Source organism: Massilia sp. 2TAF26 (genome assembly GCF_052115005.1).
In the GTDB taxonomy this organism is placed as follows: Bacteria; Pseudomonadota; Gammaproteobacteria; order Burkholderiales; family Burkholderiaceae_D; genus Telluria.
Genome location: NZ_JBFRFV010000013.1, coordinates 110,631 through 135,456 on the forward strand (window position 1 = coordinate 110,631; position 24,826 = coordinate 135,456).

A 24,826-nucleotide genomic window follows, 5' to 3' on the forward strand; every position below is an offset into this window, starting at 1 on the left:
TTAGAATTTTTTCACCTTACGGGGGCTCATCAGATCATTCCTGTCCTTACAGTGTCAATATGAATGAATATGAATTCCTCGTAACATTGCGTAAATGCCACACTTGTATGCATTTCCCCTGCTAGGAGGTGGGAAATTTTTTGCTCTGCAACATTCGGAAACTGTTCTATAGTTTCGTTTTTCACCCGGAATACCCGATGTTTGCTTATATCCTCCGGCGGCTGTGGCAAATGCTGCCGACCATGGCCGGCGTGGTGGTGCTGGTCTTCGTGCTGTTCAACTGGGTCGGCGGCGACCCGTCCTACCTGCTGGCGGGCAAGATGGCGGATGCGCAGGCGATCGCCAACATCCGCACCCAGCTCGGCCTGGACCAGCCCTGGTACGTGCAGCTCGGCATCTTCGTCAAGCAGATCCTGAGCTTTGATTTCGGCAATGCCTGGAGCACCGGCGAACCGGTCTCGCACATCCTGGCCACCCGGCTCGGTCCCTCGCTGACGGTGCTGGTGCCGCTGACCGTGCTGGAGACCCTGATCGGGATCGCGCTGGCGCTCGCCATCGCTTTCGTGCGCGGCTCGCTGACCGACCGCCTGGTGATGATCGCCTGCACGGTCGGCATGTCGATCTCGATCCTGGTCTACATCATCGTGTTCCAGTACGGACTGGCCTACAAGCTGGGGCTGTTTCCGGTGCAGGGCTGGGGCGACCATTTCCTCGAAAACCTGCTGCGCTACGCCACCTTGCCGATCCTGATCGGGCTGACGGTGTCGGTGGCGCCCACCCTGCGCCTGTTCCGCAGCTTCGTGCTGGACGAAGTCGGGCAGGACTATGTGCGCACCGCGCGCGCCAAGGGCCTGTCGGAGCGGCGCATCGTCTGGGTCCACGTGCTGCGCAATGCCGCGATTCCGATCATCACCTACGTGATGGCGAACCTGCCGGCCCTCCTGATCGGCGCCTTCCTGCTGGAGCGCTTCTTCGGCATCCCGGGTATCGGACGCGAGGTGATCCTGGCGGTCGAGCGCAGCGACTTTCCGGTGATCAAGGCGATCACGGTCTACGTGGCCGTCGCCACCATGGTGTTCAACCTGCTGGCCGATCTGATGTACCAGGCGGTGGACCCGCGTGTCCAGCTCAAGTGATCTGCTCAAATGAGCAAATGAAATGACTCAAATGATCGAAAACGCTTCGCCCGGCCTGTGGGCGCTCGCCTGGCGCCGAATGCGCGCCGACCGCATCGCCATGGCTTCGCTGGCGGTGGTGCTGATCTTCCTGCTGTCGGTGCTGCTGTCCGCCACCGGCCTGGTGGCCGCCGACTGGGAGGACGAAGTCGCGCTCAACTATGCGCCGCCGACCTTCGTCGGTCCCGATCCCGCGCTGGCGGCCTTGGGCCGTCCGTTCGCGCCCACGCCGCCGAATGCCTTCGATCCGCTGGCGGCCGATATCGCCGAACTGAGGACGGAGCTGGTCCGGCACGGCCATGCCACGCAGGCGGTCAAAGCCACGACCCTGCCTTTCGGCGCCGACAAATGGGGCCACGACATCGTTAAAAAAACCATCAAGGGCGGCCAGACCTCGATCGTGGTCGGTTTAGTGGCGGCCCTGGTGGCGGTGGCGCTGGGGACCCTGTTCGGCGCCGTCTCCGGCTTCTATGGCGGCAAGGTCGACGACCTGTTCAACTGGTTCTACAGCATCTTCACCTCGATTCCGTCGATCCTGATGATCCTGACGGTGGCCGCGGTGCTGCAGACCAAGGGCGTGCTGACCATCGTGCTGATCCTGGGGCTGACGGGATGGACCGGGCCCTACCGCCTGATCCGCGCCGAGTACATCAAGCACAAGGCCCGCGAATACGTGATGGCGGCGGACGCCATCGGCGCCTCGAGCTGGCGGCGGATGTTCTCGCACATCCTGCCGAACGTCTCGCACGTGGCGCTGGTGCAGATGTCGATCCTGGTGGTCGGCTTCATCAAGGCCGAAGTCATCCTGTCCTTCCTGGGCTTCGGCGTGCCGGTGGGCGTGGTGTCCTGGGGCAGCATGCTGAACGAGGCGCAGAATGAACTCATCCTGGGCAAGTGGTGGCAGCTGGCCGCCGCCGCCAGCGCGATGGCCCTGCTGGTGACGGCCTTCTCGCTGTTTGCCGACGCGCTGCGCGATGCGCTGGATCCGAAATTGAAGTGAGCCCGTATGACTTTTGATCAGCCATTGCTCGAGGTGCGCGACCTGCGCGTCTCCTTCCGCATCGACAAGAAGCGCACGTTCGAAGCCGTGAAGGGCATTTCCTTCAGCCTGCCGAAGAACGCCACCGTGGCCCTGGTGGGCGAGTCCGGCAGCGGCAAGTCGGTCAGCTCGCTGGCGGTGATGGGCCTGCTGCCTCGTGAAACCACGATCATGCACGAGGGCTCCTCGATCCGCTTCGACGGCCGCGAGCTGCTCGGGCAGTCGATCGAGGCGCGCCGCAAGCTGTGCGGCAAGGACATCGCGATGATCTTCCAGGAGCCGATGTCTTCGCTGAATCCGGTGTTCACGGTCGGCTTCCAGATCGGCGAAGTACTGCGCCAGCACCTGGGCATGGACAAGCGCCAGGCGCGCGCCCGCACGCTCGAGCTGCTGGACGAAGTCGGCATCCCCGACCCTGCAGCCAAGATCGACGCCTATCCGAGCCAGATGTCGGGCGGCCAGCAGCAGCGCGTGATGATCGCGATGGCGATCGCCTGCGAACCGCGCCTGCTGATCGCCGACGAGCCGACCACGGCGCTGGACGTGACGATCCAGAAGCAGATCATGGAACTGATCGCGGGGCTGCAGAAGAAGCACCAGATGTCGGTGCTGTTCATCACCCACGATCTCGGACTGGTGGGCGAGATTGCCGACCGCGTGATCGTGATGCGGCATGGCGAGGTGCGGGAGGAGGGGCCTGCTGCCCAGGTCTTGCATGCGCCATCCGACGCCTATACGCGTGCGCTGCTGCATTGCCGGCCGAAGCTGGACGAGCGGCCGGTGCGCCTGCCGGTCATCGACGACTATCTGAGCGGGCGTTTTACGGCGGATGCAGAGCTGCCGCAGCGTGCGCGCGGGTATGCGCCGTCGGATGACAACGTGCTGGAGGTGCGCGGGCTGGCGAAGAGTTTTTATCTGCGCGAAGGCCTGTTCGGCAAGCGCGAATTCAAGGCGGTGAAGGACGTGTCCTTCACGCTGCCGCGCGGGAAGACCCTGGGCGTGGTCGGCGAATCCGGTTCCGGCAAGACCACGGTCGGCCTGACCCTGCTGCGCCTGCACCGCGCCACCGGCGGCAGCGCCCTGTTCGAGGGCCGCGACCTGCTGGCGATGAGCGACCGCGAGTACCAGGCGTATAAGCGGCGCATCCAGATCATCTTCCAGAATCCCTATGCTTCGCTGAACCCGCGCTTCACGGTCGGCCAGATCTTGCTGGAGCCGATGCGCATCCATCGCATCGGCTTGAATGATGCGGAACGCATCGAGCACGCCCACTATCTGCTGAAGCGGGTCGGGCTGCCGGAGCAGGCCTTCCACCGCTATCCGCACGAATTCTCCGGCGGCCAGCGCCAGCGCATCGCGATCGCGCGCTGCCTGACCATGAAGCCGGAGATCCTGGTGTGCGACGAGTCGGTGTCGGCGCTGGACGTCTCGGTCCAGGCCCAGGTGCTGAACCTGCTGCAGGACCTGCAGGACGAGTACAAGATGAGCTACATCTTCATCTCGCACGATTTATCCGTGGTCAAGTACATCTCCGACCGCGTGATGGTCATGCACCACGGCAGCGTGGTCGAGATGGCAGACTCGGACGAGCTCTACCGCAACCCCCGGCACCCCTACACCCAGACCTTGCTGAACGCCATCCCGCGCGGGGCCTGAGGCCGCGTCAAAAATTCGGGGTCAGAGCACATTTCTGCTGAAATTCGGGGTCAGAGCGATTTTTTGGAACCGGGTCTTTAGGTGCGGTTGGCCGAGCTTCGGCATGGATTGCTTCAGTTAGCGCAAGGGCAAAAAGTGCTCTGACCCCGAATTTGTTGCGAAATGTGCTCTGACCCCGAATTTTAAGCTGTCGCTCCCGCGGTAAGTGGCATTAGGAGGGGGCGCGGGGCGGGCTTTTCCGATACCATATTGGCATGGCCTCGCTCTCCCACCTGATACACACCTATGGCGCGTTGATCGTGTTCGGCATCGTGCTGCTCGAACAGATCGGCCTGCCGATTCCCGCCTTCCCGGTGCTGATCATCGCCGGCGCGCTGGCGGTCGACAAGGGAGCCAACTGGCCGCTCTATTTGGCGGCCAGCATCGCCGCCTGCCTGATCAGCGATTATTTCTGGTTCCGCGCCGGCCGCTACTACGGCAAGCGCATCCTGCGCCTGCTGTGCAAGATTTCGCTGTCGCCGGATTCCTGCGTCAGCCAGACCGAGGATAATTTCAGCCGCTGGGGCGCGAAGTCGCTGGTGGTCGCCAAGTTCATCCCCGGCTTCAACACCATCGCCCCGCCGCTGGCCGGCGCCATGGGCACCACCACCCAGCGCTTCCTGTGGCTGTCGATGGCCGGCGGCCTGCTGTGGAGCGGCGTCGGCATGGGCCTGGGCGCCTGGTTCCACGGCAGCGTCGACGACGTCATCTCCTGGTTCGAGACCCTCGGCAGCACCGCGCTGATGGTGGTCGGCGCGCTGCTGGCCCTGTTCGTGTTGTTCAAGTACATCGAGCGCCGCCGCAACCTCGGCGCCGCCAACCTGCCGCGCATCACCACCGCCGAGCTGAAATCCCTGCTCGAGGCCGGCCACGACCCGCTGATCGTCGATGCCCGCGGCGTCACCGCGCGCCAGCTGGAGCAGGGCATCCCGGGCGCGCTGGTCTACGGCGACACCGTCCCGGAACGCCTGATGGCCAGCCTCGACCGCGACCGCCACATCGTCATCTACTGCAGCTGCCCGAACGACGTCACCGCGGCCCAGGTTGCGAAGACCTTCCTGGCCAACGGTTTCCACCACGCCCGTCCCCTGCGCGGCGGCCTCGACGCCTGGAACGCGGATTGCGCCGCCGAGGCGGACGTCGAACTCAAGCCGAAAGCCGGCTGAGCAAGCGTCTTTGCAGCCGAAGTTTGGTAGCTCGACTACTCATGAATCTCTGCAATATTTTGTGGGATTCCTAGCGAAACAAGGGCGGATGTACCTAAACTACAATAAGTGCTTGCGCTGAAGCCGAGAAGTCCTTAAGCTTCTGGAATCTGTTTCCGATTCCATGCCATGACTGTTGCGCCCGCATCCCCCGTTCTCCAGCCGTCCGCCGCTTCCCCGACCATGACCGCGGGGCATGCCAGCCCGCGCCTGCTCGCCGACATCGGCGGCACCAATGCGCGCTTCGCGCTGGAACTGGGCCCGGGCCGCATCGCGCACATCGAAGTGCTGTCCTGCGCCAGCCACCCGACGCTGGCGGATGCCCTGCGCGCCTACCTGGCCCTGCCGGCGGTGGCCGAGACGGTGGCCGGCTCGGGCACGGTGCGCCATGCGGCGATCGCGATCGCCAATCCGGTGCTGGGCGACATGGTGCGCATGACCAATCACCACTGGGAATTCTCGATCGAGGCGATGCGCCGCGAGTGCGGCTTCGATACCTTCGTGGTGGTGAACGATTTCGAGGCGCTGGCGATGGCCTTGCCCTGGCTGACGGACAGCGACAAGGTCCAGGTCGGCGGCGGCGCCCCGGGCGTGAATGCGCCGATCGGCCTGCTGGGTGCCGGCACCGGGCTCGGCGTGTCCGGCCTGATTCCGGCCCCGGACGGCAAGAGCTGGACCGCGCTGCGCAGCGAAGGCGGCCACGTCACCTTTTCTCCGGCCAACGACACCGAAATCGCGATCCTGCAGTACGCATGGCGCGAATTCGAACACGTGTCGGCCGAGCGCCTGCTGTCCGGCGCCGGCGTCGAGCTGATCTACCGCGCGCTGGCCGAGCTGCGCGGGGCGGCCGAGCGCGTACTGGACGCGCCGGAGATTTCGCGCCGCGCCCTGGCCGGCGAATGCCTGCTGTGCGACGAGGTCGTCGAAGCCTTCTGCGGCATGCTGGGCACGGTAGCCGGCAATCTGGCCGTCACCCTGGGCGCCCAGGGCGGGGTCTACATCGGCGGCGGCATCGTGCCGCGCCTGGGCGAGCGCTTTGCGCGCTCCTGCTTCCGCCGCCGCTTCGAGCAGAAGGGCCGCTTTGCCGCCTACCTGGCGGCGGTCCCGACCTATGTGATCACGGCCGAGTACCCGGCTTTCCTGGGCGTCTCCGCGATCCTTGCCGAACGCCTCGCCGCTTGAGCGGGCGCATCGCGGCGCATCGTCCGCCGTGCCGCGCTGCGCGCACCTGTTCGCGGCTTCTCCCTTTCCGGGTTTTATCGGGTACAATGGCCGCCAATCGGTAGAAACGATGTCGTCCTTCCTGCTCCAGCAGCGCCGTTTCTCCTGAAAGTCTATCTTTGCAGTCCGCTTTCCGGCGGGCTGCCGCGTGGCAGGCATGAGCCCCCACGGTATCCGCCCGGCGCCACTGCCGGGCCACGGAACCCAGTTTCAACGCGTACTGTCTCATTGGGGCGTAAGCTCCTGTGTCGCTGCAACGACACTTCGTGACCGTTGAAGCCGTTTGTGTTTGATGTTTTCTTTGCCGTTATGAACACTGATGAGGCCAAGAAGGTCCTCGAGACCGCCTTGCTGTGCGCGCGTGAGCCGATGACGATCCACGGCATGAAGAAACTGTTCGCCGACGTGGATGCGAACGGCCGCCAGATCGGCGCGGGCGTGGGCGCCGACACGATCAAGATCCTGCTGGAGGAACTGCGCCAGGACTGGCAGGACCGCGGCATCGAGATCGTCAGCCTGGCATCCGGCTGGCGCTTCCAGAGCCGGCCCGAAATGAAGCCTTACCTAGACCGGGTTGCCCCGGAAAAGCCGCCGAAGTATTCGCGTGCAACGCTGGAGACGCTGGCGATCATCGCCTACCGCCAGCCGGTCACGCGCGGCGACATCGAAGAGATCCGCGGCGTCGCCGTCAACTCGCAGACGATCAAGATGCTCGAGGACCGCGGCTGGATCGACGTGGTCGGCCACCGCGAGGTGCCGGGACGTCCGGCCCTGCTGGGCACGACCCGGCAGTTCCTCGACGACCTCGGCCTGGCCTCGCTGTCGCAGCTGCCGCCGCTGCAGGAAGTGGCGGACGGCACCGGCGGACGCAGTCTGGAAGCGCTGGAAGCGGCCTTGCAACAATTTGATGAACACGACCCTGCGACGCAACCGGTGGTTGATCTCGCGTCAGGTCAGCAATAACAACGAAACGAATGATGAATCCAACCGACAACACCGAGACGACCCCTGCCGAAGCAGGGCTGGAGGCGGCAGCCAAGCCGAAGCGCCGCACGCGCGCCCAGGCTGCAGCCGACGGCACGCAGCCGGAAGCCGACGCGAAACCCAAGCGCACCCGCAAGGCCGCCGCCAAGCCGGCCGCCGATATTCCGGAAGGCGCCGCGCCGGCAGCCGAGGCTCCTGCATCGCAGGATGCGAGCCCGGCCGCCAAGCCGGCCCGCAAGCCGCGTGCGAAAAAGGCCGATGCCGCGGAGGCCGTGAGCGCCCCGGCCGCCGAAGCCGCTCCGGCTCCCGCCCCGGCGCCCGCCGTCGATGCGGCCCAGGATGATGGCCAGCGCAAGCCGCGCGGTCCGCGCCAGATGCGCGAGCAGCGCCAGCAGCGGGAAGCCGTCGCTGCGGCCGCCGCGCCGCGCGGCCAGGCCGACGGCGCCGACGCCGTGGCCGAGCCGGCCCAGGCCGGCGCGGAGCAGGGCGAGCAGGCCGCCGAGAAGCGCACCGAGCAGCGCCAAGGGGCGCGCACCGGCAAGCACGACGGCCAGAACAGGGGCAAGAAAGGCCAGCAGCGCGGCCAGCAGGGTCAACAGGTCCAGCAAGCCCAGCAGGCCCAGCAAGGCCAGGCCGGCCAGCCGGGCCAGCAAGCCCAGAAGCCGGGCCAGCAGGCCCAGAAGCAGGGTCAGCAGCAAGGCAAGGGCAAGAACGCCCGCGGCGGCAAGGATAACCGCGGCGCCAAGCCGAACGATGCCGACGCCGTGTTCTCCTTCGTGACCTCGGACGCCTTCGACGCCCACGAGGGCGGCCAGGGCCAGGCCAAGGCGGCCAAGGTACGCCGCGACCTGACCGCCGAGGACGATGCGCCGAAGCTGCACAAGGTGCTGGCCGAGGCCGGCCTGGGTTCGCGCCGCGACATGGAAGAGCTGATCATCGCCGGCCGCGTGTCGGTGAACGGCGAGCCGGCCCACATCGGCCAGCGCATCCTGCCGACCGACGCCGTGCGCATCAACGGCAAGCTGCTGCAGCGCCGCGTGAATAACAACAAGCCGCCGCGCGTGCTGGTGTACCACAAGCCGGCCGGCGAAATCGTCAGCGCGGACGATCCGGAAGGCCGTCCGTCGGTATTCGACCGCCTGCCGACCATGAAGACCGGCAAATGGCTGGCCGTCGGCCGCCTCGACTTCAACACCGAGGGCCTGCTGCTGTTCACGAACTCCGGCGACCTGGCGAACCGCTTGATGCACCCGCGTTACAACATCGACCGCGAGTACGCCGTGCGTACCCTCGGCGTGCTGGAAGAGGGCATGCGCCAGAAGCTGCTGGCCGGCGTCGAGCTGGAAGACGGCCTGGCCTCCTTCACCAAGATCGTCGACGGCGGCGGCGAAGGCGTCAACCACTGGTACCGCGTGGTGATCGGCGAAGGCCGCAACCGCGAGGTGCGCCGCATGTTCGAGGCGGTCGGCCTGACCGTCTCGCGCCTGATCCGCACCCGCTACGGCGCGATGACCCTGCCGACCGGCCTGAAGCGCGGTCGTTGGGAAGAGCTCGAAGAAAACGACGTCCGCAACTTCATGACCGCCTTCGGCATCGAGAGGAAGGGCGAGCAGAAGGCCGGCGGCCAGGGCCAGGGCCAGGGCGGCCAGAAGCAGAAGCAGGGCGGCGGCAAGGACCGCGGTGGCCCCAATGCGGACCGGACCAACGGCAACCGCATCGATCGTGCCGATGCCAACCGCAACGTCGATCCCTTCGGCCCGCCGGTGGTGCGCGTCGGGTCCCAGCAGGGCGGCCGCGGTCAGCCCGGCATGCCGGGCGCCCAGGGGCGCGGCGGCAGCGGCTTCGGCGGCGGCCCGGGCGGCCGTAACGGCGGTCAGGGACGCAGTGGCGGCCAGGGCCGCAGCGGTGGTGGTGGCGGTGGCGGCAAGGGTCCGCGCCAGCCGGATCCGCTGCAGACCACCTTCGGCTTCGCCGGCGCCGGCCAGAACCGCCGCCCGGCGGGTCCGCGCGTCAGCGATAACGGCATGCCGCGGCGCGGCCGCCGCGGCTGATCGGCTCCGTCGCCCCCGCCTGCGCGGGGGTGACGTGTATGACCGCGGGGGCGACGTGGATGGCCATGGGTGAGGTATATGACTGCGGCGACGACGTATTTGAATGCGGCCTGTTCGCCAAAGGTGTAAACTGTTGCAGACCTGTTCATTTTGCAGCGCAGCGATTGCGAGCTGCCCTGTATCGGGTTATAATTCGCAACCAATTAAAGTTCTCCCCGGCGTTTTGTTTGGTGTAGACACTTTCATCTGGTTGGAAATATAAGAAGATGGGCAGTTGCCCATTTTTTTTTTGTTGAATCGTTTTAAGAGGTCCGGCGCCATGCCGGCGATCTGGAGAAATCAGTGCAGCTGTTTGATTTGATTGCCACCACAGTCAGTGGACTGGGCTACGAACTCGTCGATATCGAGCGTGCCGAGCGAGGCATCCTGCGCGTGTTCATCGATTTCCCGGCCGCGGTGGCGGACGAAAAGGGACCGATCTCGGTCGAAGATTGCGCCACGGTCAGCCACCAGCTGTCGCACGTGCTGACGGTCGAAAACGTCGATTACGAGCGCCTGGAAGTGTCGTCGCCCGGACTGGACCGTCCGGTGCGCACCCTGGCCGACTTCGAACGCTTTGCCGGCGAGGAATGCACGGTCAAGCTGCGCGTCGCGATGCCCGGCACCGCGAACCGCAAGACCTACACGGGCATCCTGCACGCCCCGCAAGGCGAGAAGATCGGGTTGGAATTTGAAAGCAAGGATGGCCTGGCGTTATTGGAATTTACGCTGGCCGAACTGGACAAGGCACGCCTGGTGCCGAAGGTGGATTTTAGGAGTCGCAAAGCATGAGTCGCGAAATTTTGTTACTGGTTGATGCGCTCGCGCGCGAAAAAAACGTCGATAAAGAGGTCGTCTTCGGCGCGCTCGAGTTCGCACTGGCGCAGGCCACGAAAAAACGCTACGAGGGCGATGTCGACATCCGTGTGAGTATCGACCGCGACAGCGGTGAATTCGAAACCTTCCGCCGCTGGCACGTCGTGCCCGACGAGGCCGGCCTGCAGCTGCCCGACCAGGAAATCCTGCATTTCGAAGCCAAGGAGCAGATTTCGGACATCGAAGTCGACGAATACATCGAAGAGCCGATCGAGTCGGTCGAGTTCGGCCGCCGCTTCGCCCAGGACACCAAGCAGGTCGTGCTGCAGCGCGTCCGCGACGCCGAGCGAGAGCAGATCCTGCAGGACTTCCTGGAGCGTGGCGACGCCCTCGTCACCGGCACCATCAAGCGCATGGAGCGCGGCGACGCAATCGTCGAGTCGGGCAAGATCGAAGCCCGCCTGCCGCGCGACCAGATGATCCCGAAGGAAAACCTGCGCATCGGCGACCGCGTCCGTGCCTACATCCTGCGCGTCGACCGCAATATGCGCGGCCCGCAGGTGATCCTGTCGCGCACCGCGCCGGAATTCATCATGAAGCTGTTCGAGCTGGAAGTTCCGGAAATCGAACAAGGCCTGCTGCAGATTAAATCGGCTGCCCGCGACCCGGGCGTGCGCGCCAAGATCGCCGTGTTCACCTCCGACAAGCGCATCGACCCGATCGGTACCTGCGTCGGCATGCGCGGTTCGCGCGTGCAGGCCGTGACCGGCGAGCTGGGCGGCGAGCGCGTGGACATCGTGCTGTGGTCGGAAGATCCGGCCCAGTTCGTGATCGGCGCGCTGGCCCCGGCCAACGTGTCGTCGATCATGGTCGACGAAGAGAAGCATGCGATGGACGTCGTGGTCGACGAAGAAAACCTGGCGATCGCGATCGGCCGTTCGGGCCAGAACGTGCGCCTGGCGTCCGATCTGACCGGCTGGAAGATCAACATCATGACGGCCGAGGAATCGGCCAACAAGGCTGCCCAGGAAACCGCCGCCGTGCGCGTGCTGTTCATGGAAAAGCTGGATGTGGATGAGGAAGTGGCGAATATCCTGGTCGAGGAAGGTTTCTCGAGCCTTGAAGAAATCGCCTACGTGCCCATCTCCGAAATGCTGGAAATCGAATCGTTCGACGAAGACACCGTCAACGAACTGCGCACCCGCGCCCGTGACGCGCTGGTGACCGAAGCGATCGCTTCCGAAGAAGGCCTCGAGGGCATGGAAGAGTCGCTGGTCAGCCTGGAAGGGATGGACCGTACCACCGCCGGCAAGCTTGGTCTTGCCGGTATCAAGACCCTCGAACAATTCGCGGGCCTGGCATACGACGAGTTCGGCGCCATCCTGGCCCTGCCGACCGACCGTGCCCGTGATTTGATCAAGAACGCATTTAATGATGTGTCTGACGATGAGATGAAACTGGTCGACGCCAAGTACGACGACCGGGCCAAGGCCCTGCAGGCGAAAGCCTGGAGCCAGGTAGAAACGGCCAAGGCATAAGGGTTGTGCAAAGACCGGGGCGGTGCCGCGGTCTTTGCGTTTCCAACCCGAGCAAAATTCTTTATCATCTCGCGACACATAGAAAAGAGGACTGAATGGCGAGTAACAACGTAGCCCAATTTGCCACCGAACTGAAGATGCCTGCAGATTTGCTGCTGACGCAGCTGCGTTCTGCTGGCGTCGAGAAAAGTTCGACGTCAGATCCCTTGTCCAAGGATGATAAGGATAAGCTGCTGAACCATCTGCGCCGTACCCATGGCGCCGCCGAATCGGGCGAAAAGAAGAAGATCACGGTGACCCGCAAGGAAACCTCCGAGATCAAGCAGGCTGACGCCAGCGGCAAATCGCGCACGATCCAGGTGGAAGTGCGCAAGAAACGCACTTTCGTACAGCGCGACGATCTGGTCACTGCCAAGGCGGCTACCGCCCCGGTGATCGACGCCGCCGAACAGGCACGCCGTGACGAGGAAGCGCGCCGCCAGTCGGAACTGCTGGCGCGCCAGGAAGCGGAACTGCGTGAGAAGCAGGAACGCCTGGCCAAGCTGGAATCCGAGAAGGCCGCACAGGCCAAGGCGGCCGAAGAGCAGGCCAAGCGCGACGCCGAAGAGCGTCTGCAGCGCGAAGCCGCGGCCGTCGCACAGGTGCAAGCCGACGCCGCTGCTGGCGCCGCCGATGCCGCCGCGGAAGCCAAGCGCGCCGCCGCCGAGGAAACCAAGAAGGCAGCCGCCGAGGAATCCAAGCGCAAGGCCGACGAAGCCGCCAAGGAAGCCGCCGAACGCGCCGCCGCCACCGAGCGCGCACGCAAGGCCGTGGCCGACGAAGTGGCCCAGATCAAGGCCATGATGGCCCAGCCGCGCCGCGTGATCAAGGCGCCGGAAGTGCCTGCGGCCAAGCCGAAGGCAGCCGAACCGGCAACCCTGCATAAACCTGCCGAAAAGAAACCGGGCGAAGCCAAGCCGGCCGACGCGACCGGTGGCGGTGCACGTCCGAAACCGGGCGACAAGAAGTCGATCAAGTCGGCCAACGTGGCCTCGACCTGGTCGGACGAGAAGAAGCGCGGCGCCCCTGGCGGCGGCATGAAGGGCCGTGGCGCCCCCTCGACCGGCGGCCGTGACGGCTGGCGTGCGGGCGGTGGACGTGGCGGCCGTCGTGGCGGCCACGACGATCGCGAATCGAACTTCCAGGCCCCGACCGAGGCGATCGTCAAGGACGTCTACGTGCCGGAAACCATCACCGTGGCCGAACTGGCGCACAAGATGGCCGTGAAGGCATCCGAGGTCATCAAGCAGCTGATGAAGCTGGGCCAGATGTGCACCATCAACCAGGTGCTGGACCAGGAAACCGCGATGATCGTGGTGGAAGAAATGGGCCACAAGGCCTTTGCCGCCGCCGAGGACGATCCGGAAGCGCTGCTGGCCGACCCGGCCGAGCATCACGAGTTCGAGGCCAAGCCGCGTGCGCCGGTCGTGACCGTGATGGGCCACGTCGACCACGGCAAGACCTCGCTGCTGGACTACATCCGCCGCGCCAAGGTTGCTGCGGGCGAAGCCGGCGGTATCACCCAGCACATCGGCGCCTACCACGTGGACACTCCGCGCGGCATGGTCACCTTCCTGGATACCCCGGGTCACGAAGCCTTTACGGCAATGCGTGCCCGCGGCGCCAAGGCGACCGACATCGTCATCCTGGTGGTAGCGGCCGACGACGGCGTGATGCCGCAGACCAAGGAAGCGATCGCCCACGCGAAAGCGGCAGGCGTGCCCCTGGTCGTGGCGATCAACAAGATCGACAAGCCGGGCGCGAATGCCGACCGTGTGACCCAGGAACTGGTTGCCGAAGGTGTGGTGCCGGAAGAATACGGTGGCGAATCGCCGTTCGTCCAGGTGTCGGCGAAGACCGGCCAGGGCATCGACGACCTGCTGGAAAACGTGCTGCTGCAAGCCGAAGTGCTGGAACTGAAGGCGCCGGTGGAATCGCTGGCGCGTGGCCTGGTGGTCGAAGCCCGCCTGGACAAGGGCCGCGGCCCGGTCGCCACCATCCTGGTGCAGTCGGGTACCCTGAAGCGCGGCGACGTCGTGCTGGCGGGTTCGTCCTTCGGCCGCGTCCGTGCGATGCTGGACGAGAACGGCAAGTCGGTGACCGAAGCCGGTCCGTCCTTCCCGGTCGAGATCCAGGGCCTGACCGAAGTGCCGAGTGCCGGCGAAGAAGTCATGGTCATGGCCGACGAGCGCAAGGCGCGTGAAATCGCACTGTTCCGTCAAGGTAAGTTCCGCGACGTGAAACTGGCCAAGCAGCAGGCAGCCAAGCTGGAGAACATTCTCGACCAGATGGGCGAAGGCGAAGTCAAGAACCTGCCGCTCATCGTCAAGACGGACGTGCAGGGTTCGCAGGAAGCGCTGGTCGGTTCGCTGCAGAAGCTGTCGACTTCGGAAGTGCGTGTCCAGATCGTCCACGCGGCGGTCGGCGGCATCACCGAGTCGGACGTCAACCTGGCGACCGCGTCGAAGGCAGTCATCATCGGCTTCAACGCCCGTGCCGATGCCCAGGCGCGCAAGCTGGCCGAGACCAACGGCGTCGACATCCGTTACTACAGCATCATTTACGATGCGATCGACGAGATCAAGACGGCACTGTCGGGCATGCTGGCACCGGAGAAGCGCGAGCACATCACCGGCCAGGTCGAAATCCGCCAGGTCATCCTGGTGTCGAAGGTCGGCGCGATCGCGGGCTGCCTGGTCACCGATGGCGTGGTCAAGCGTACCTCCTCGGTTCGCCTGCTGCGCAACAACATCGTGATCTGGACCGGCGAGATCGATTCGCTCAAGCGCTTCAAGGACGATGCGAAGGAAGTTCGCGCCGGTCTCGAGTGCGGCCTGTCGCTGAAGAACTACAACGAAATCCAGGTCGGCGACGTTCTGGAAGTGTTCGAAGTGCAGGAAGTGGCGCGTACGCTGTAATTACGGTCGTTCCAACGATTGGAGTAGCATTGGGGCTAGTAGGCCTGTGCCATGTGGCGCGGGCCACTGGCCCCAAATTATTTCCGTCGGATAACAATAAGCAGCTCAACAATATGCCTAAACACAGTAAAAGCATTCCATCGCGCGGCCTGCGCGTCGCCGACCAGATCCAGAAGGACCTGTCGGAACTCATCGCGTTCGAACTGAAGGATCCGCGCGTGGGGATGGTCACCATCAGCGAAGTCAAGCTGACCCCCGACTATGCGCACGCCAAGGTCTGGTTCACCCTGCTCAAGGACAGCCCGGAAGAGGTCAAGCAGACCCTGGAAGGCTTGAACAAGGCCTCCGGCTACCTGCGCAACCTGCTCGGCAAGCGCCTGCACATCCACACCTTGCCGCAGCTGCACTTCGTGCACGACACCTCGACCAGCCGCGGCCTGGCGATGTCGGCCCTGATCGACCAGGCCAATGCGACGCGCGCCGCCGACTACGTCGACGAGTCGGCCCCCGCCGACACTGACGAAGATTCGGATTCCGAGTGAACGCAAGACCGCCGAAAAAGCCCCGCGACCTGGTCGACGGGGTGCTCCTGATCGACAAGCCGGTCGGCCTGTCCTCGAACGACGCGCTGATCAAGGTCAAGCGCATCGTCAACGCCAAGAAGGCCGGCCACACCGGCACCCTCGACCCCTTCGCCACCGGCCTGCTGCCGCTGTGCTTCGGCGAGGCGACCAAGTTCTCGCAGGACCTGCTGGAAGCGGACAAGACCTATCTCGCCACCGTCCACCTGGGCATCACCACCACCACCGGCGATACCGAGGGCGAGGTGCTGGAGACCCGCGACGTCGATGTCAGCACCGAGCAGGTCGAAGCCGCGCTGGCGCGCTTTCGCGGCCCCATCCTGCAGGTGCCGCCGATGTACTCGGCCCTGAAACGCGACGGCAAGGCGTTGTACGAATATGCGCGCGAAGGCGTCACGCTGGAGCGCGAGGCGCGTCCGGTCACCATCCATGAACTGGAACTGGTCGCCATCGCCGCGCCTTTCCTGAGCATTCGCGTGAAATGCAGCAAGGGCACCTATGTGCGCGTGCTGGGCGAGGACATCGGCGCGGCACTCGGTTGCGGCGCCCACCTGAGCGCGCTGCGCCGGGTGCAGGTCGGCGCGCTCACCACCGCCAACATGGTCACGCTGGAAGAGCTGCAGGCGCACGAGAATCCGCTGTCGCTGCTGGCGCCGGTCGACGCGCTGCTGTCGACCTTCCCGCGCATCGACCTCACGCCCGAGCTGGAAAAGCGTTTCCTGAACGGCCAGCGCCTGGCGCTTGGCAAGGAAGCGGTGACCGTGCCGCCGGAGCTGGGCAGGGTGCGCGTCTACGCCGACGGCAGGCTGCTGGGCACGGCCATCCTGCAGGAATACGCGATCCTGGCGCCGGAACGCCTGATCGCGGCGCGCCAGGCTTGAGTCACTGTCCGCCATAGCCTGCGGACAAATCCGGGAAACAACAGTGAGGAAGGAAAAGCTTGCTTGTAATTAATACATGCAAGCAGAATATTGAACATCAGCCAATATTCCCTTCCTCCGGAGCCCGCATGCAAGCCGAGATCCCCCAGACCGTCAGCAATCTCTCCGCCGAGGCAGGTGGACGTGCCTTCGGCGCCATGCTGTTCTCGGTGTTCGGCGCCATCCTGCTCGAGGTCTGGGACTGCCGCGCCGGCGCCGGGCTGCTGGTGTTCGGCGGCATCGCCCTGCTGGGCATCGGTCTGGCCCTCACTGCCTGGCTGTGCTACCGCCGCCATGCCGTTGCCGTCGCCGCGCGCGCAAAGACTCCGGAACAGAAACGGGCCGATCGCGTGTTTCATCTGGTGAATGGCGGACAGTGGATCCTCATCCTCGTGCTCGGCAATGTGCTTGCCAACATCGGGCAGGGCGCCTGGGTGGTGCCGATGGCGATCGCCGTGATCGGCCTGCATTTCGTGCCGCTGGCTTATGTGTTCCGCAATCCCCCGCACTACGTGACGGCGGCCGCGCTGGTGCTGTTCGCGCTGGCGTATCCGCAGCTCGCCGCCGGCGGGCCGGCCGATCCGGTGGGCTTTCTCGGCATCGGCCTGATCCTCTGGGCCAGCGCCATGTGGGCGCTGCGCCGCTCTTGAAATCGGGCGAAGCGTCCTCCACATCTGGCCCGTAACCGCCCGTCATCATCCTTCAATATTTGGGCCTTAAGCTCAAACCGTTGAAAATTCAGGGCTTTTCTCGCCGCTGCAATGCAGCAGACGGAATCCGCATGCTATACTAGCGGGTTCTGGAAATCGGCAATGCCAACCGGCTCCCGCCGAGCGCCTCTAGCCGAAACTCCATCCATCACGCAACATTCACTGTTGAATACGCATATGTCAGACACCAAACGCGCGATTCGTAATATCGCAATCATTGCCCACGTTGACCACGGCAAGACCACCCTCGTGGACCAGCTGCTGCGCCAATCCGGCACCTTCCGTGAAAACCAGGCGGTCGACACCCGCGTGATGGACTCGAACGATCTCGAAAAAGAACGTGGCATCACGATTCTGTCGAAGAATTGCGCAGTCGAATATGAAGGCACCCACATCAACATCGTCGACACCCCGGGCCACGCCGACTTCGGCGGCGAGGTCGAGCGCGTGCTGTCGATGGTCGACTCGGTGCTGCTGCTGGTCGACGCCCAGGAAGGCCCGATGCCGCAGACCCGCTTCGTGACCCGCAAGGCGCTGGCCCTGGGCCTGAAGCCGATCGTGGTCGTCAACAAGATCGACCGTCCGGGCGCGCGCGCCGACTGGGCGATCAACCAGACCTTCGAACTGTTCGACAAGCTGGGCGCCACCGACGAGCAGCTGGACTTCCCGATCGTCTACGCCTCGGGCCTGAACGGCTACGCCGGCATGGACGAAAGCGTGCGCGGCGGCGACATGAAGCCGCTGTTCGACGCGATCCTGAAATACGTGCCGGTGCGTGACGACAACCCGGACGGTCCGCTGCAGATGCAGATCACCTCGCTGGACTACTCGTCCTACGTCGGCAAGATCGGTATCGGTCGCGTGAACCGTGGCCGCGTCAAGACCGGCCAGGACGTCGTGATCCTGAACGGTCCCGATTCGACCCCGATCAAGGGCCGCATCAACCAGGTGCTGAACTTCAAGGGCCTGGAGCGCGTGCTGGTCGACGAAGCGGTCGCCGGCGACATCTGCCTGATCAACGGTATCGAAGAAATCGGCATCGGCTCGACCGTCTGCGCCGCCGACGTGCCGGAAGCGCTGCCGATGCTGACCGTCGACGAGCCGACCCTGACCATGAACTTCATGGTCAACAACTCGCCGCTGGCCGGCCGCGAAGGCAAGTTCGTGACCAGCCGTCAGCTGCGTGAGCGTCTCGAGCGCGAACTGAAGGCCAACGTCGCGCTGCGTGTCTCGCCGACCGATGACGATACCGTGTTCGAAGTGTCGGGCCGTGGTGAGCTGCACCTGACCATCCTGCTGGAAAACATGCGCAGGGAGGGCTTCGAACTTGCGGTCTCGCGTCCGCGAGTCGTGTACAAGATGGTCGATGGCGTGCGCCACGAGCCGTACGAAAACCTGACGGTCGACGTCGAAGAAGTCAACCAGGGCGGCGTCATGGAAGAACTGGGCCGCCGCCGTGGCGACCTGCAGAACATGGAATCGGACGGCAAGGGCCGCGTGCGCCTCGAGTACCGTATCCCGGCGCGTGGCCTGATCGGCTTCCAGGGCGAATTCATGACCCTGACCCGCGGCACCGGCCTGATGAGCCACGTGTTCGATGCTTACGCACCGGTCGACAACAGCAAGGGCGAACTCGCCGGCCGCCGCAACGGCGTGCTGATCTCGCAGGACGACGGCGCCGCCGTCGCCTACGCGATCTGGAAACTGCAGGACCGCGGCCGCATGTTCGTCGAGCACAACACCCCGGTGTACGAAGGCATGATCATCGGTATCCACTCGCGCGACAACGACCTGGTCGTCAACCCGATCAAGGGCAAGCAGCTGACCAACGTGCGTTCGTCGGGTACCGACGAAGCCGTGCGCCTGGTGCCGCCGATCCAGATGTCGCTGGAATACGCGGTCGAGTTCATCGAGGACGACGAACTGGTCGAGATCACCCCGAAGAGCATCCGCCTGCGCAAGCGTCACCTGAAAGAGCACGAGCGCAAGAAGGCCAGCCGCGAAGCCGTGTAATCCGGCGCCAAGGCTTCACGAAAAAAACCCGCTGCCTGCAGCGGGTTTTTTTTCGTCCCTCGGCTGGCTCAGGAATCCATCGATTTGGCTCCCTGAGCCAGGACAAAAAATGCATTAAATGAAACGGAAGTAATAACATGATTACCACTTAATTGACTTCCAATTAAGAAACAAGCTCCCAGGCGCTGCGGAGCCGAAGAGACACCCGTCGATCACAATAACTACTGGAGATACCATGAAACTGCTGAAACAACTCGCCGTCGTCGCCGCCCTGTCCTCGATCGCTTCGTACGCATCGGCCCTGACCCCGATCGCCGACAGCGACCTGTCCAAGGTCTCGGGCCGCGACGGTGTGTCGATCGCCGCCGACCTGCATATCAACATCGGTGAATTCAAGTACACCGATACCGGCACCGGCGGTGGTTCGGTGAGCTTCAATAACATCAACATCACTGGCGCGATTGCCGCCACCATCGACATCATCGACAACGCCAGCTTCCTGACCGAAGTCAGCGCTGCCAATCCGAAGTCCACCCTGGGCGTGTCCGGCGGCGCCGGCCTGAGCGCCTTCCAGCCGGCTGGCGACGTCGTCAAGATCGCGATTCCGCTGGTCGACACGACCAAGAACCTGTCGATGAGCGTCGATTCGATCAAGATGGGCAACTCGGACGCTTCCTACGGCAAGTTCGAAATCAACAACATGAAGCTGCAAGGCACCACCGTCTACATCTGGGCCCACTAATCCCTCCGGTCTGGTGACGGACGGCCCGCGGGCTTGGCCCCGGGCCGTTTTGACTTGCAACGCTCGTCGGGATAATCCATGAGCAGATATTTCTTTGTTGCGCTGGCGCTGGCCGCGTTCAACCTGCTGGCAGCGGGGAATGCGTCGGCCCAGATGCGCGCCTTGTCGGACAGCGAGATGTCCACCGTGAGCGGGCAGGGCCTGTTCACCGTCAGTAACGCCAGCTACAACGGTTTCGATTTCACCCGCATCGCTCTCGATGCCGACGTTACCCTGAACGCCAACCTGGCCAATCTGCGCCTGGGCGAATACAACTATGGCCCGCGCAACGGCGGCGGCGCCGACCTCGACATCAGCGCTCTGCGCTTCGGCCGCAGCGACGCCGGCGACGCCCAGCGCCTGGTGCAGATCACCAATCCCTACTTCGAATTCGTTTACCAGAACAGCGGCAGTGCCGGCCAGCGCGAGATCATCGGCATGCGCCTGGGCTTCGACGGCATCGCCGGCGACATCGGCATGAAGATCGCGACCCTGTCCGGCGCCCTGCGCATCGATGCCGGCGCGGCCGGCATCGTCGACAGCCTGAACGACGCCGGCGGCGGCAAGCGCTGGAACGGCGAATGCACCGGCTGCATCTCGCTGTCGAAAGTCGGCGGCATCACCGCCGGCGACGCCGCCGGGCCGAGCCGCGACTTCTGGATCTCGGTGCTGAAGACGCCGGTGAGCTTCCCGGCGGCGCCGGGCATGCCGGCCCTGACCGAGGCCCAGGCCGGGATCTGGCTGAACTGGCGCGACAAGCTGACGGCCCTGAACCTGACCGGCCTGGTACCGGCGAATAACCCGCCGGGCCACTGATGCGCGCCGCCGTTTCCCTGTTCTTCCTTGCGTTCGTGCCCGGCCTGGCCGCGGCGCTGGAACCGCTGTCGGACAGCGCGCTGTCGAAGATCGGCGGGCGCGACGGCATGAGCTTCAACCTGTCGAACTTCGCGGTGTCCGGCAACACGGTGCTGCGTTACACCACGCCGGACGGCCGCGGCAGCATCGGCATCGGCAAGCTGTCGGCCTCGCGTTCGGACAATGTAGACGCGCCTTTCGCCGACCCCTATCGCCTGGACATCCTGCCCGGCGGGCCGGGGAGGGCGGAGATCGTCAACATCGCCATGCCGCAGAACCTGCTGGGGCGCGAAGCCTGGCAGGCGGCTTTCGATTTCGACGTCGACGACGGCGGCATTGTGGTCAAGGGCGGCAGCGTGGTCCTGAAGGACCTGATCTATTACGGCGGCGGCTTCCAGTGGTCGACGCCGGCGGCCGGCGACGGCCTCGCCTTCGGCATCTCGACCCGCATCGAGATCGGCAGCCTGGCGCTGCAGCCGAACGGCCGCGACGCGGGCGGCGAGGCGATGGTGCTGTCGAACGTGCGCATCGGCGCCGCCACCGATGATGGTTCGGCGCCGGTGGCGCCATGGCGCCTGGCCGACGTGAATTCCCAGGCCGGCATCTTCAACGTGCGCACCGACGATGCCGGCAATGCGCGCCTGCACATCGGCATCAACTGGCCGGACGCCGGCGCCGCCGCGCAGGCCGGCGCGCTGCAGATCGGGAATATCGGCTTCCGCAGCGATACGGGGACCAACGTCGACCTGGGCAGCTCGCGCATCGGCTCGATCCAGCTGCAATACCTCGACATCAAGTTCAGGCCATGAGGATCGCCGCATCCGCCTCCACCATGTTAGCCATGCTGTTGTGCGGCGCCGCGGTTGCCGGACCGAAGGCGCTGCCGGACAGCGAACTGGCCCAGGTCAGCGGCGCCGACGGCATCAGCTTCGCGGTCCAGCTGAACCTGAACCGCCAGCCCGACGCCGCCGCCGCCGACAGCCGCCTGACCATCGCGCAGAATGTCGACGGCCGCATAACCTACATGGTGGTCCGGAACATCGGCGGCGTGATCACGATGGTGGGCCTGAACATCAGCCCGCAGACGGCGGCCGACGGCAGCAGCTATGTGGCGCTGACCCTGCCGGGCTATGTCCGCTTCACGGATACCGGCTTCGATTCGATCAGCGTGCAGTCCGACCCGCACGGCGCGGTGAGCGGCAACCTGGGGCGGGTCAGCCTGAACGGCGAGATGACGATGCAGGGCCAGCTGCGTTTATGGTCCCACTAGCGGTCTTCTGCTGGAACTCGCCGGGCGCCTTGCCGAACCAGCGCAGGCAGGCGCGGTGGAAGGCGCTGGGGTCGGAGAAGCCCAGCTTGTAGCTGAGGTTCTTGACGCTGATGCGGTCGCTGCCCAGGTATTGCTGGGCGATGGTGCGGCGCACTTCGTCGACCAGGGTGGAGAAGTCGGTGCCCTCGTCGGCCAGGCGCCGCTGCAGGGTGCGTTCGCTGATCGCGAGGCGCCGCGCGACCGCATCGCGCAGGGCGCCGCCCTGGTCGATCATGGCCGGCAGCATTTCGCGCACGCGCGCCGCGAAGCTGCTGCGCTCGGCCTGCACCAGGCGCTCGTCGAGCAGGCGGAACAGGCCCTCGGCGGCGAGCGGATTGGCGGTCGGTATCGGCGCGGTGATGTCGGTGTTGGCGAATTCGACGGCGTTGGCGGGCGCGCCGAAGCGCACCGGGCAGCCGAAGCGTTCGGCGTAGGCGGCGGCGCTGTCGCCGGGGGAGGGATAGGCGTATTCGACGCTGACCGGCTTCAGCCCGGGACGGGCGCCGACGAAGCGCAAGGTCGTCAACAGCAGGTTCCAGGTGAAGTCGTAGCGCTGCACCGGCACCGGACGCGCGCTGCCGACCAGGTTCAGGCCGACGCGCACGCGGTCGCTCTTCGGCTCGATGGTGGCGCGCACCACCGGCGAGACCAGCGGCATGTAGCGCATCAGGCTGTCCGCGGCCTGTTTGAGGGTCGGCGAGGCCAGCATCAGATGACCCAGCACCCCGAGCCAGCTCAAGGGATCGGGCGCGAAGACGCGAAAGCCGATCAGCGGATCGCCGCTGGCCGCAGCCAGGCCTTCCCAGAGCTGGCTGAACTGGTCGGACAGCGCCAGCAGGTCGGCGGCGCGGCCGCTGCCCTGCTCGAACCAGCCGAGGCCGGCGTGTTCGAACAGGCCCTCGACGTCCACGCCTTCGGCCGAGAGGCAGCTCTTGATGCGCTGCACCACGTCCGTGGCCGACAAATACTTCACGCTGGGCCTCGTGCCTTGGTCATGCCTGTCTCCTTGTTGTGTGGCCTCGGGTCTGCCGCCCGCTTGCCGTTTTTTATTATGTGTGCACGCCAAATGCTGGCGCGTCGGAAAATGATCGTTTCTTTTTCAAAAAACGCTCATTTCCTGCGGTTCACATTCGCGATTGCTGGCGCGCGCGCGCCGGCGTGATGCCGTAGGCGGCCGAGAAGCAGGACGTCATGTGGCTCTGGCTGTTGAAGCCGCATTGCGCCGCAACACGGGCAATCGAAAAACTGGTGCGGGTCAGCAGCTCGTGGACCCGCTCGAGGCGCAGGCGCAGCACGTAGCGGTGCGGGGTCATGCCCATCGCTTCCTGGAAGATGCGGCGGAAGTGCGATTCCGATACCCCGGCCCGTTCGGCCAGTCCGGCATTCGAGAGTTCGTTCGACAGATTGTCGCCGATCCATTCCAGCACGCCCTGCAGGCGGCCCAGCTGCAGGGCGTCGGGCGGCACGTGGCGCCCGGTCTTGCCCTCCAGGACCCGGCAGGTCTGCTCGATCATGATGTGGGCCAGGCGCTCGACGAAGCCGTACTCCGTGCGGTTGGGGGAGCTGGTGCGCGCCAGTTCGCCCAGCAGCTGCTGGGCGCTGGCGTTCACCAGCGGATCGGAGAAGGGCGGGGCCTTGGTGCGCGCGGTGAGCAGGCGCTGCAGGTGGCGCACCAGTTCGTGGCTGGGATCCAGCACGTGGAACATGGCCATGTCGATCGCGCCGTGGAAGGACCAGCGGCTGGCGAAGCCCGGCTGGAACACGGTCGAGGAACCGGCCAGGAAATCGAAGGAGCGGGAGGCGGAGCGGCCGGCGGTGGCGCGCGCGCCGCCCAGGTGGCAGGCCAGTACCAGCGAGTCCAGCGGCGGCACCTCGCAGCCGCCGAGCTGGAAGATGTAGCGCTCCGCCCGCAGCGGCACGCCGCCGATCTCGACGCTGATCACCGGTTCTCCCAGCGCACTGCTGATCCTGTCCCAGGAATTCATCGCCTTGTTTTCGAATGAGCGGTTTTTTACAAAATCGACAGCGTTTTATAACACCGGCATAGCTTGCCTGCATACAAAATATAGAAAAACTGCAATAAACGTGGCCAAAACGCCACGCCAACCGGCAGGCCAACAAGGAACGCAAGAAGCGTCCGGGGAGACAAAACATGATCGCAGTCCTGCTGGGCGTCCTGGCGGCGTTGCTGGGTGGCGCGGGTGTGCTGGCCAAGCATGAGGCCAAGGACCGTCCGCTCGAACGCTTCGACATCCCGACCACCATGTCGGTGGCGGCCGCCGGCGTGCAGAACGTCGCCATCGAGCCGTTCTCCGAGCTCAAGTACAAGAACATCGTCCACCAGGCCTACGACTACAGCTGCGGCTCGGCGGCCCTGGTCACCATCCTCAAGTACCACCTCGGCATCGACGTCAGCGAACAGCAGTCGATGGAAGGCATGATGGCCTTCGGCGAGAAGGACAAGATCATCGAGCGGCGCGGCTTTTCGCTGCTCGACATGAAGCGCTACCTGGCCTCGATCAACGTGCAGAGCGCGGGCTTCCGCGCCGAGATGGCCGACCTCCTGACCCTCGACCAGCCGGGCATCGTGCCGATCGACTACGCCGGCTTCAAGCACTTCGTGGTGCTGCGCGGCGTGCGCGGCGGCCTGGTGTTCCTGGCCGATCCGGCGATGGGCAACATCACCTTCCCGGTCGACGAATTCGCGACCCTGTGGGACCGCAACACCCTGTTCCTGGCCTATCCGCCGAAGGACAGGCCGCCGGTCATGAAGCTGGCCCTGTCCGATCACGAACTGGGCGTGGCCGACATGGACCGCGTGCGCGACCGCGGCCTGCTGCGCCCGATCGACAACCAGCTGCAGATGGAGCGCCTGCTGAACGGCTTCGGCGGCGTCTCGATCCGGAAACAATAGAAACAGACCACCACAAGGACCAC

At 65.1% G+C, this 24,826-nt stretch carries 21 protein-coding genes; 19 read left to right on the plus strand and 2 right to left on the minus strand.

All coding sequences use genetic code 11. The annotated features are described in order from the left end of the window. The first annotated feature begins 197 nt into the window (after positions 1-197). The 18 genes from AB4Z32_RS15305 (at position 198) to AB4Z32_RS15390 (ending at position 21,850) form a co-directional block, all read left to right on the plus strand. Positions 198-1,136 (plus strand): ABC transporter permease, encoded by a 939-nt coding sequence (locus AB4Z32_RS15305; protein ID WP_442122710.1) that lies wholly within the window; start codon positions 198-200, stop codon positions 1,134-1,136. Positions 1,137-1,158: 22 nt separating this feature from the next. Continuing rightward, on the plus strand, positions 1,159-2,175 hold the full coding sequence (locus AB4Z32_RS15310; protein WP_442122711.1) for an ABC transporter permease: 1,017 nt from the start codon (positions 1,159-1,161) through the stop codon (positions 2,173-2,175). 6 nt (positions 2,176-2,181) lie between these two features. Continuing rightward, positions 2,182-3,870, plus strand: coding sequence for an ABC transporter ATP-binding protein (locus AB4Z32_RS15315; RefSeq protein ID WP_442122712.1), 1,689 nt, complete (start codon positions 2,182-2,184; stop codon positions 3,868-3,870). A gap of 254 nt (positions 3,871-4,124) precedes the next feature. After that, on the plus strand, positions 4,125-5,075 hold the full coding sequence (locus AB4Z32_RS15320; protein ID WP_442122713.1) for a VTT domain-containing protein: 951 nt from the start codon (positions 4,125-4,127) through the stop codon (positions 5,073-5,075). 168 nt (positions 5,076-5,243) lie between these two features. Next, positions 5,244-6,296 (plus strand): glucokinase, encoded by a 1,053-nt coding sequence (locus AB4Z32_RS15325; RefSeq protein WP_442122714.1) that lies wholly within the window; start codon positions 5,244-5,246, stop codon positions 6,294-6,296. A gap of 348 nt (positions 6,297-6,644) precedes the next feature. Beyond that, the gene (gene scpB, locus AB4Z32_RS15330) at positions 6,645-7,298 is read left to right on the plus strand and encodes an SMC-Scp complex subunit ScpB (RefSeq protein WP_442122715.1); all 654 of its coding nucleotides are present in this window, start codon (positions 6,645-6,647) and stop codon (positions 7,296-7,298) included. Positions 7,299-7,312: 14 nt separating this feature from the next. After that, positions 7,313-9,370, plus strand: a complete 2,058-nt coding sequence (gene rluB, locus AB4Z32_RS15335) for a 23S rRNA pseudouridine(2605) synthase RluB (RefSeq protein WP_442122756.1) — start codon at positions 7,313-7,315, stop codon at positions 9,368-9,370. Positions 9,371-9,712: 342 nt separating this feature from the next. Next, positions 9,713-10,201, plus strand: coding sequence for a ribosome maturation factor RimP (rimP, locus tag AB4Z32_RS15340; protein WP_442122716.1), 489 nt, complete (start codon positions 9,713-9,715; stop codon positions 10,199-10,201). Further along, complete coding sequence (gene nusA, locus AB4Z32_RS15345; protein ID WP_442122717.1) at positions 10,198-11,763, plus strand: transcription termination factor NusA; 1,566 nt, start codon at positions 10,198-10,200, stop codon at positions 11,761-11,763. The genes rimP and nusA overlap by 4 nt, the downstream gene beginning before the upstream one ends. A 95-nt stretch (positions 11,764-11,858) precedes the next feature. Further along, positions 11,859-14,720, plus strand: a complete 2,862-nt coding sequence (infB, locus tag AB4Z32_RS15350; RefSeq protein ID WP_442122718.1) for a translation initiation factor IF-2 — start codon at positions 11,859-11,861, stop codon at positions 14,718-14,720. 113 nt (positions 14,721-14,833) lie between these two features. Then, positions 14,834-15,262: a 30S ribosome-binding factor RbfA gene (gene rbfA, locus AB4Z32_RS15355; RefSeq protein ID WP_442122719.1), complete on the plus strand. Its 429-nt coding sequence runs from the start codon at positions 14,834-14,836 to the stop codon at positions 15,260-15,262. Beyond that, the gene (gene truB, locus AB4Z32_RS15360; RefSeq protein WP_442122720.1) at positions 15,259-16,182 is read left to right on the plus strand and encodes a tRNA pseudouridine(55) synthase TruB; all 924 of its coding nucleotides are present in this window, start codon (positions 15,259-15,261) and stop codon (positions 16,180-16,182) included. The genes rbfA and truB overlap by 4 nt, the downstream gene beginning before the upstream one ends. A gap of 128 nt (positions 16,183-16,310) precedes the next feature. Beyond that, complete coding sequence (locus AB4Z32_RS15365) at positions 16,311-16,871, plus strand: hypothetical protein (RefSeq protein WP_442122721.1); 561 nt, start codon at positions 16,311-16,313, stop codon at positions 16,869-16,871. Positions 16,872-17,108: 237 nt separating this feature from the next. Then, positions 17,109-18,944, plus strand: a complete 1,836-nt coding sequence (gene typA, locus AB4Z32_RS15370) for a translational GTPase TypA (protein ID WP_442122722.1) — start codon at positions 17,109-17,111, stop codon at positions 18,942-18,944. A 235-nt stretch (positions 18,945-19,179) separates the two neighbouring features. Beyond that, complete coding sequence (locus AB4Z32_RS15375) at positions 19,180-19,686, plus strand: DUF6160 family protein (RefSeq protein WP_442122723.1); 507 nt, start codon at positions 19,180-19,182, stop codon at positions 19,684-19,686. Positions 19,687-19,764: 78 nt separating this feature from the next. Next, positions 19,765-20,541 (plus strand): hypothetical protein, encoded by a 777-nt coding sequence (locus tag AB4Z32_RS15380; RefSeq protein ID WP_442122724.1) that lies wholly within the window; start codon positions 19,765-19,767, stop codon positions 20,539-20,541. Beyond that, positions 20,541-21,389 (plus strand): hypothetical protein, encoded by an 849-nt coding sequence (locus tag AB4Z32_RS15385; protein ID WP_442122725.1) that lies wholly within the window; start codon positions 20,541-20,543, stop codon positions 21,387-21,389. The genes AB4Z32_RS15380 and AB4Z32_RS15385 overlap by 1 nt, the downstream gene beginning before the upstream one ends. Then, positions 21,386-21,850, plus strand: a complete 465-nt coding sequence (locus AB4Z32_RS15390) for a hypothetical protein (RefSeq protein ID WP_442122726.1) — start codon at positions 21,386-21,388, stop codon at positions 21,848-21,850. Before AB4Z32_RS15385 ends, AB4Z32_RS15390 begins: the two co-directional genes overlap by 4 nt. Here the strand turns inward: AB4Z32_RS15390 and AB4Z32_RS15395 are convergent. Further along, positions 21,795-22,862, minus strand: a complete 1,068-nt coding sequence (locus tag AB4Z32_RS15395; protein WP_442122727.1) for an AraC family transcriptional regulator — start codon at positions 22,860-22,862, stop codon at positions 21,795-21,797. The genes AB4Z32_RS15390 and AB4Z32_RS15395 overlap by 56 nt on opposite strands. Before the next feature lie 151 nt (positions 22,863-23,013). Continuing rightward, positions 23,014-23,874 carry a helix-turn-helix domain-containing protein gene (locus AB4Z32_RS15400; RefSeq protein WP_442122728.1) on the minus strand — a complete coding sequence of 287 codons (861 nt, stop codon included), beginning with the start codon at positions 23,872-23,874 and terminating at the stop codon, positions 23,014-23,016. 167 nt (positions 23,875-24,041) lie between these two features. On the opposite strand from AB4Z32_RS15400, the gene AB4Z32_RS15405 reads away from it, so the two are divergent. Next, positions 24,042-24,803, plus strand: a complete 762-nt coding sequence (locus AB4Z32_RS15405; RefSeq protein WP_442122729.1) for a C39 family peptidase — start codon at positions 24,042-24,044, stop codon at positions 24,801-24,803. The last annotated feature ends 23 nt before the right edge of the window (positions 24,804-24,826 follow it).

What these genes read in the sequence shown, in the direction of transcription:
- AB4Z32_RS15325 (WP_442122714.1), top strand. Translation starts at nt 5,244, where the DNA reads ATGACTGTTGCGCCCGCATCCCCCGTTCTCCAGCCGTCCGCCGCTTCC.
- AB4Z32_RS15315 (WP_442122712.1), top strand. Translation starts at nt 2,182, where the DNA reads ATGACTTTTGATCAGCCATTGCTCGAGGTGCGCGACCTGCGCGTCTCC.
- AB4Z32_RS15390 (WP_442122726.1), top strand. Translation starts at nt 21,386, where the DNA reads ATGAGGATCGCCGCATCCGCCTCCACCATGTTAGCCATGCTGTTGTGC.
- rbfA (WP_442122719.1), top strand. Translation starts at nt 14,834, where the DNA reads ATGCCTAAACACAGTAAAAGCATTCCATCGCGCGGCCTGCGCGTCGCC.
- AB4Z32_RS15365 (WP_442122721.1), top strand. Translation starts at nt 16,311, where the DNA reads ATGCAAGCCGAGATCCCCCAGACCGTCAGCAATCTCTCCGCCGAGGCA.
- AB4Z32_RS15305 (WP_442122710.1), top strand. Translation starts at nt 198, where the DNA reads ATGTTTGCTTATATCCTCCGGCGGCTGTGGCAAATGCTGCCGACCATG.
- nusA (WP_442122717.1), top strand. Translation starts at nt 10,198, where the DNA reads ATGAGTCGCGAAATTTTGTTACTGGTTGATGCGCTCGCGCGCGAAAAA.
- AB4Z32_RS15380 (WP_442122724.1), top strand. Translation starts at nt 19,765, where the DNA reads ATGAGCAGATATTTCTTTGTTGCGCTGGCGCTGGCCGCGTTCAACCTG.
- AB4Z32_RS15385 (WP_442122725.1), top strand. Translation starts at nt 20,541, where the DNA reads ATGCGCGCCGCCGTTTCCCTGTTCTTCCTTGCGTTCGTGCCCGGCCTG.
- rluB (WP_442122756.1), top strand. Translation starts at nt 7,313, where the DNA reads ATGAATCCAACCGACAACACCGAGACGACCCCTGCCGAAGCAGGGCTG.
- typA (WP_442122722.1), top strand. Translation starts at nt 17,109, where the DNA reads ATGTCAGACACCAAACGCGCGATTCGTAATATCGCAATCATTGCCCAC.
- AB4Z32_RS15375 (WP_442122723.1), top strand. Translation starts at nt 19,180, where the DNA reads ATGAAACTGCTGAAACAACTCGCCGTCGTCGCCGCCCTGTCCTCGATC.
- AB4Z32_RS15310 (WP_442122711.1), top strand. Translation starts at nt 1,159, where the DNA reads ATGACTCAAATGATCGAAAACGCTTCGCCCGGCCTGTGGGCGCTCGCC.
- AB4Z32_RS15320 (WP_442122713.1), top strand. Translation starts at nt 4,125, where the DNA reads ATGGCCTCGCTCTCCCACCTGATACACACCTATGGCGCGTTGATCGTG.
- infB (WP_442122718.1), top strand. Translation starts at nt 11,859, where the DNA reads ATGGCGAGTAACAACGTAGCCCAATTTGCCACCGAACTGAAGATGCCT.
- AB4Z32_RS15400 (WP_442122728.1), bottom strand. Translation starts at nt 23,874, where the DNA reads ATGAATTCCTGGGACAGGATCAGCAGTGCGCTGGGAGAACCGGTGATC.
- scpB (WP_442122715.1), top strand. Translation starts at nt 6,645, where the DNA reads ATGAACACTGATGAGGCCAAGAAGGTCCTCGAGACCGCCTTGCTGTGC.
- AB4Z32_RS15405 (WP_442122729.1), top strand. Translation starts at nt 24,042, where the DNA reads ATGATCGCAGTCCTGCTGGGCGTCCTGGCGGCGTTGCTGGGTGGCGCG.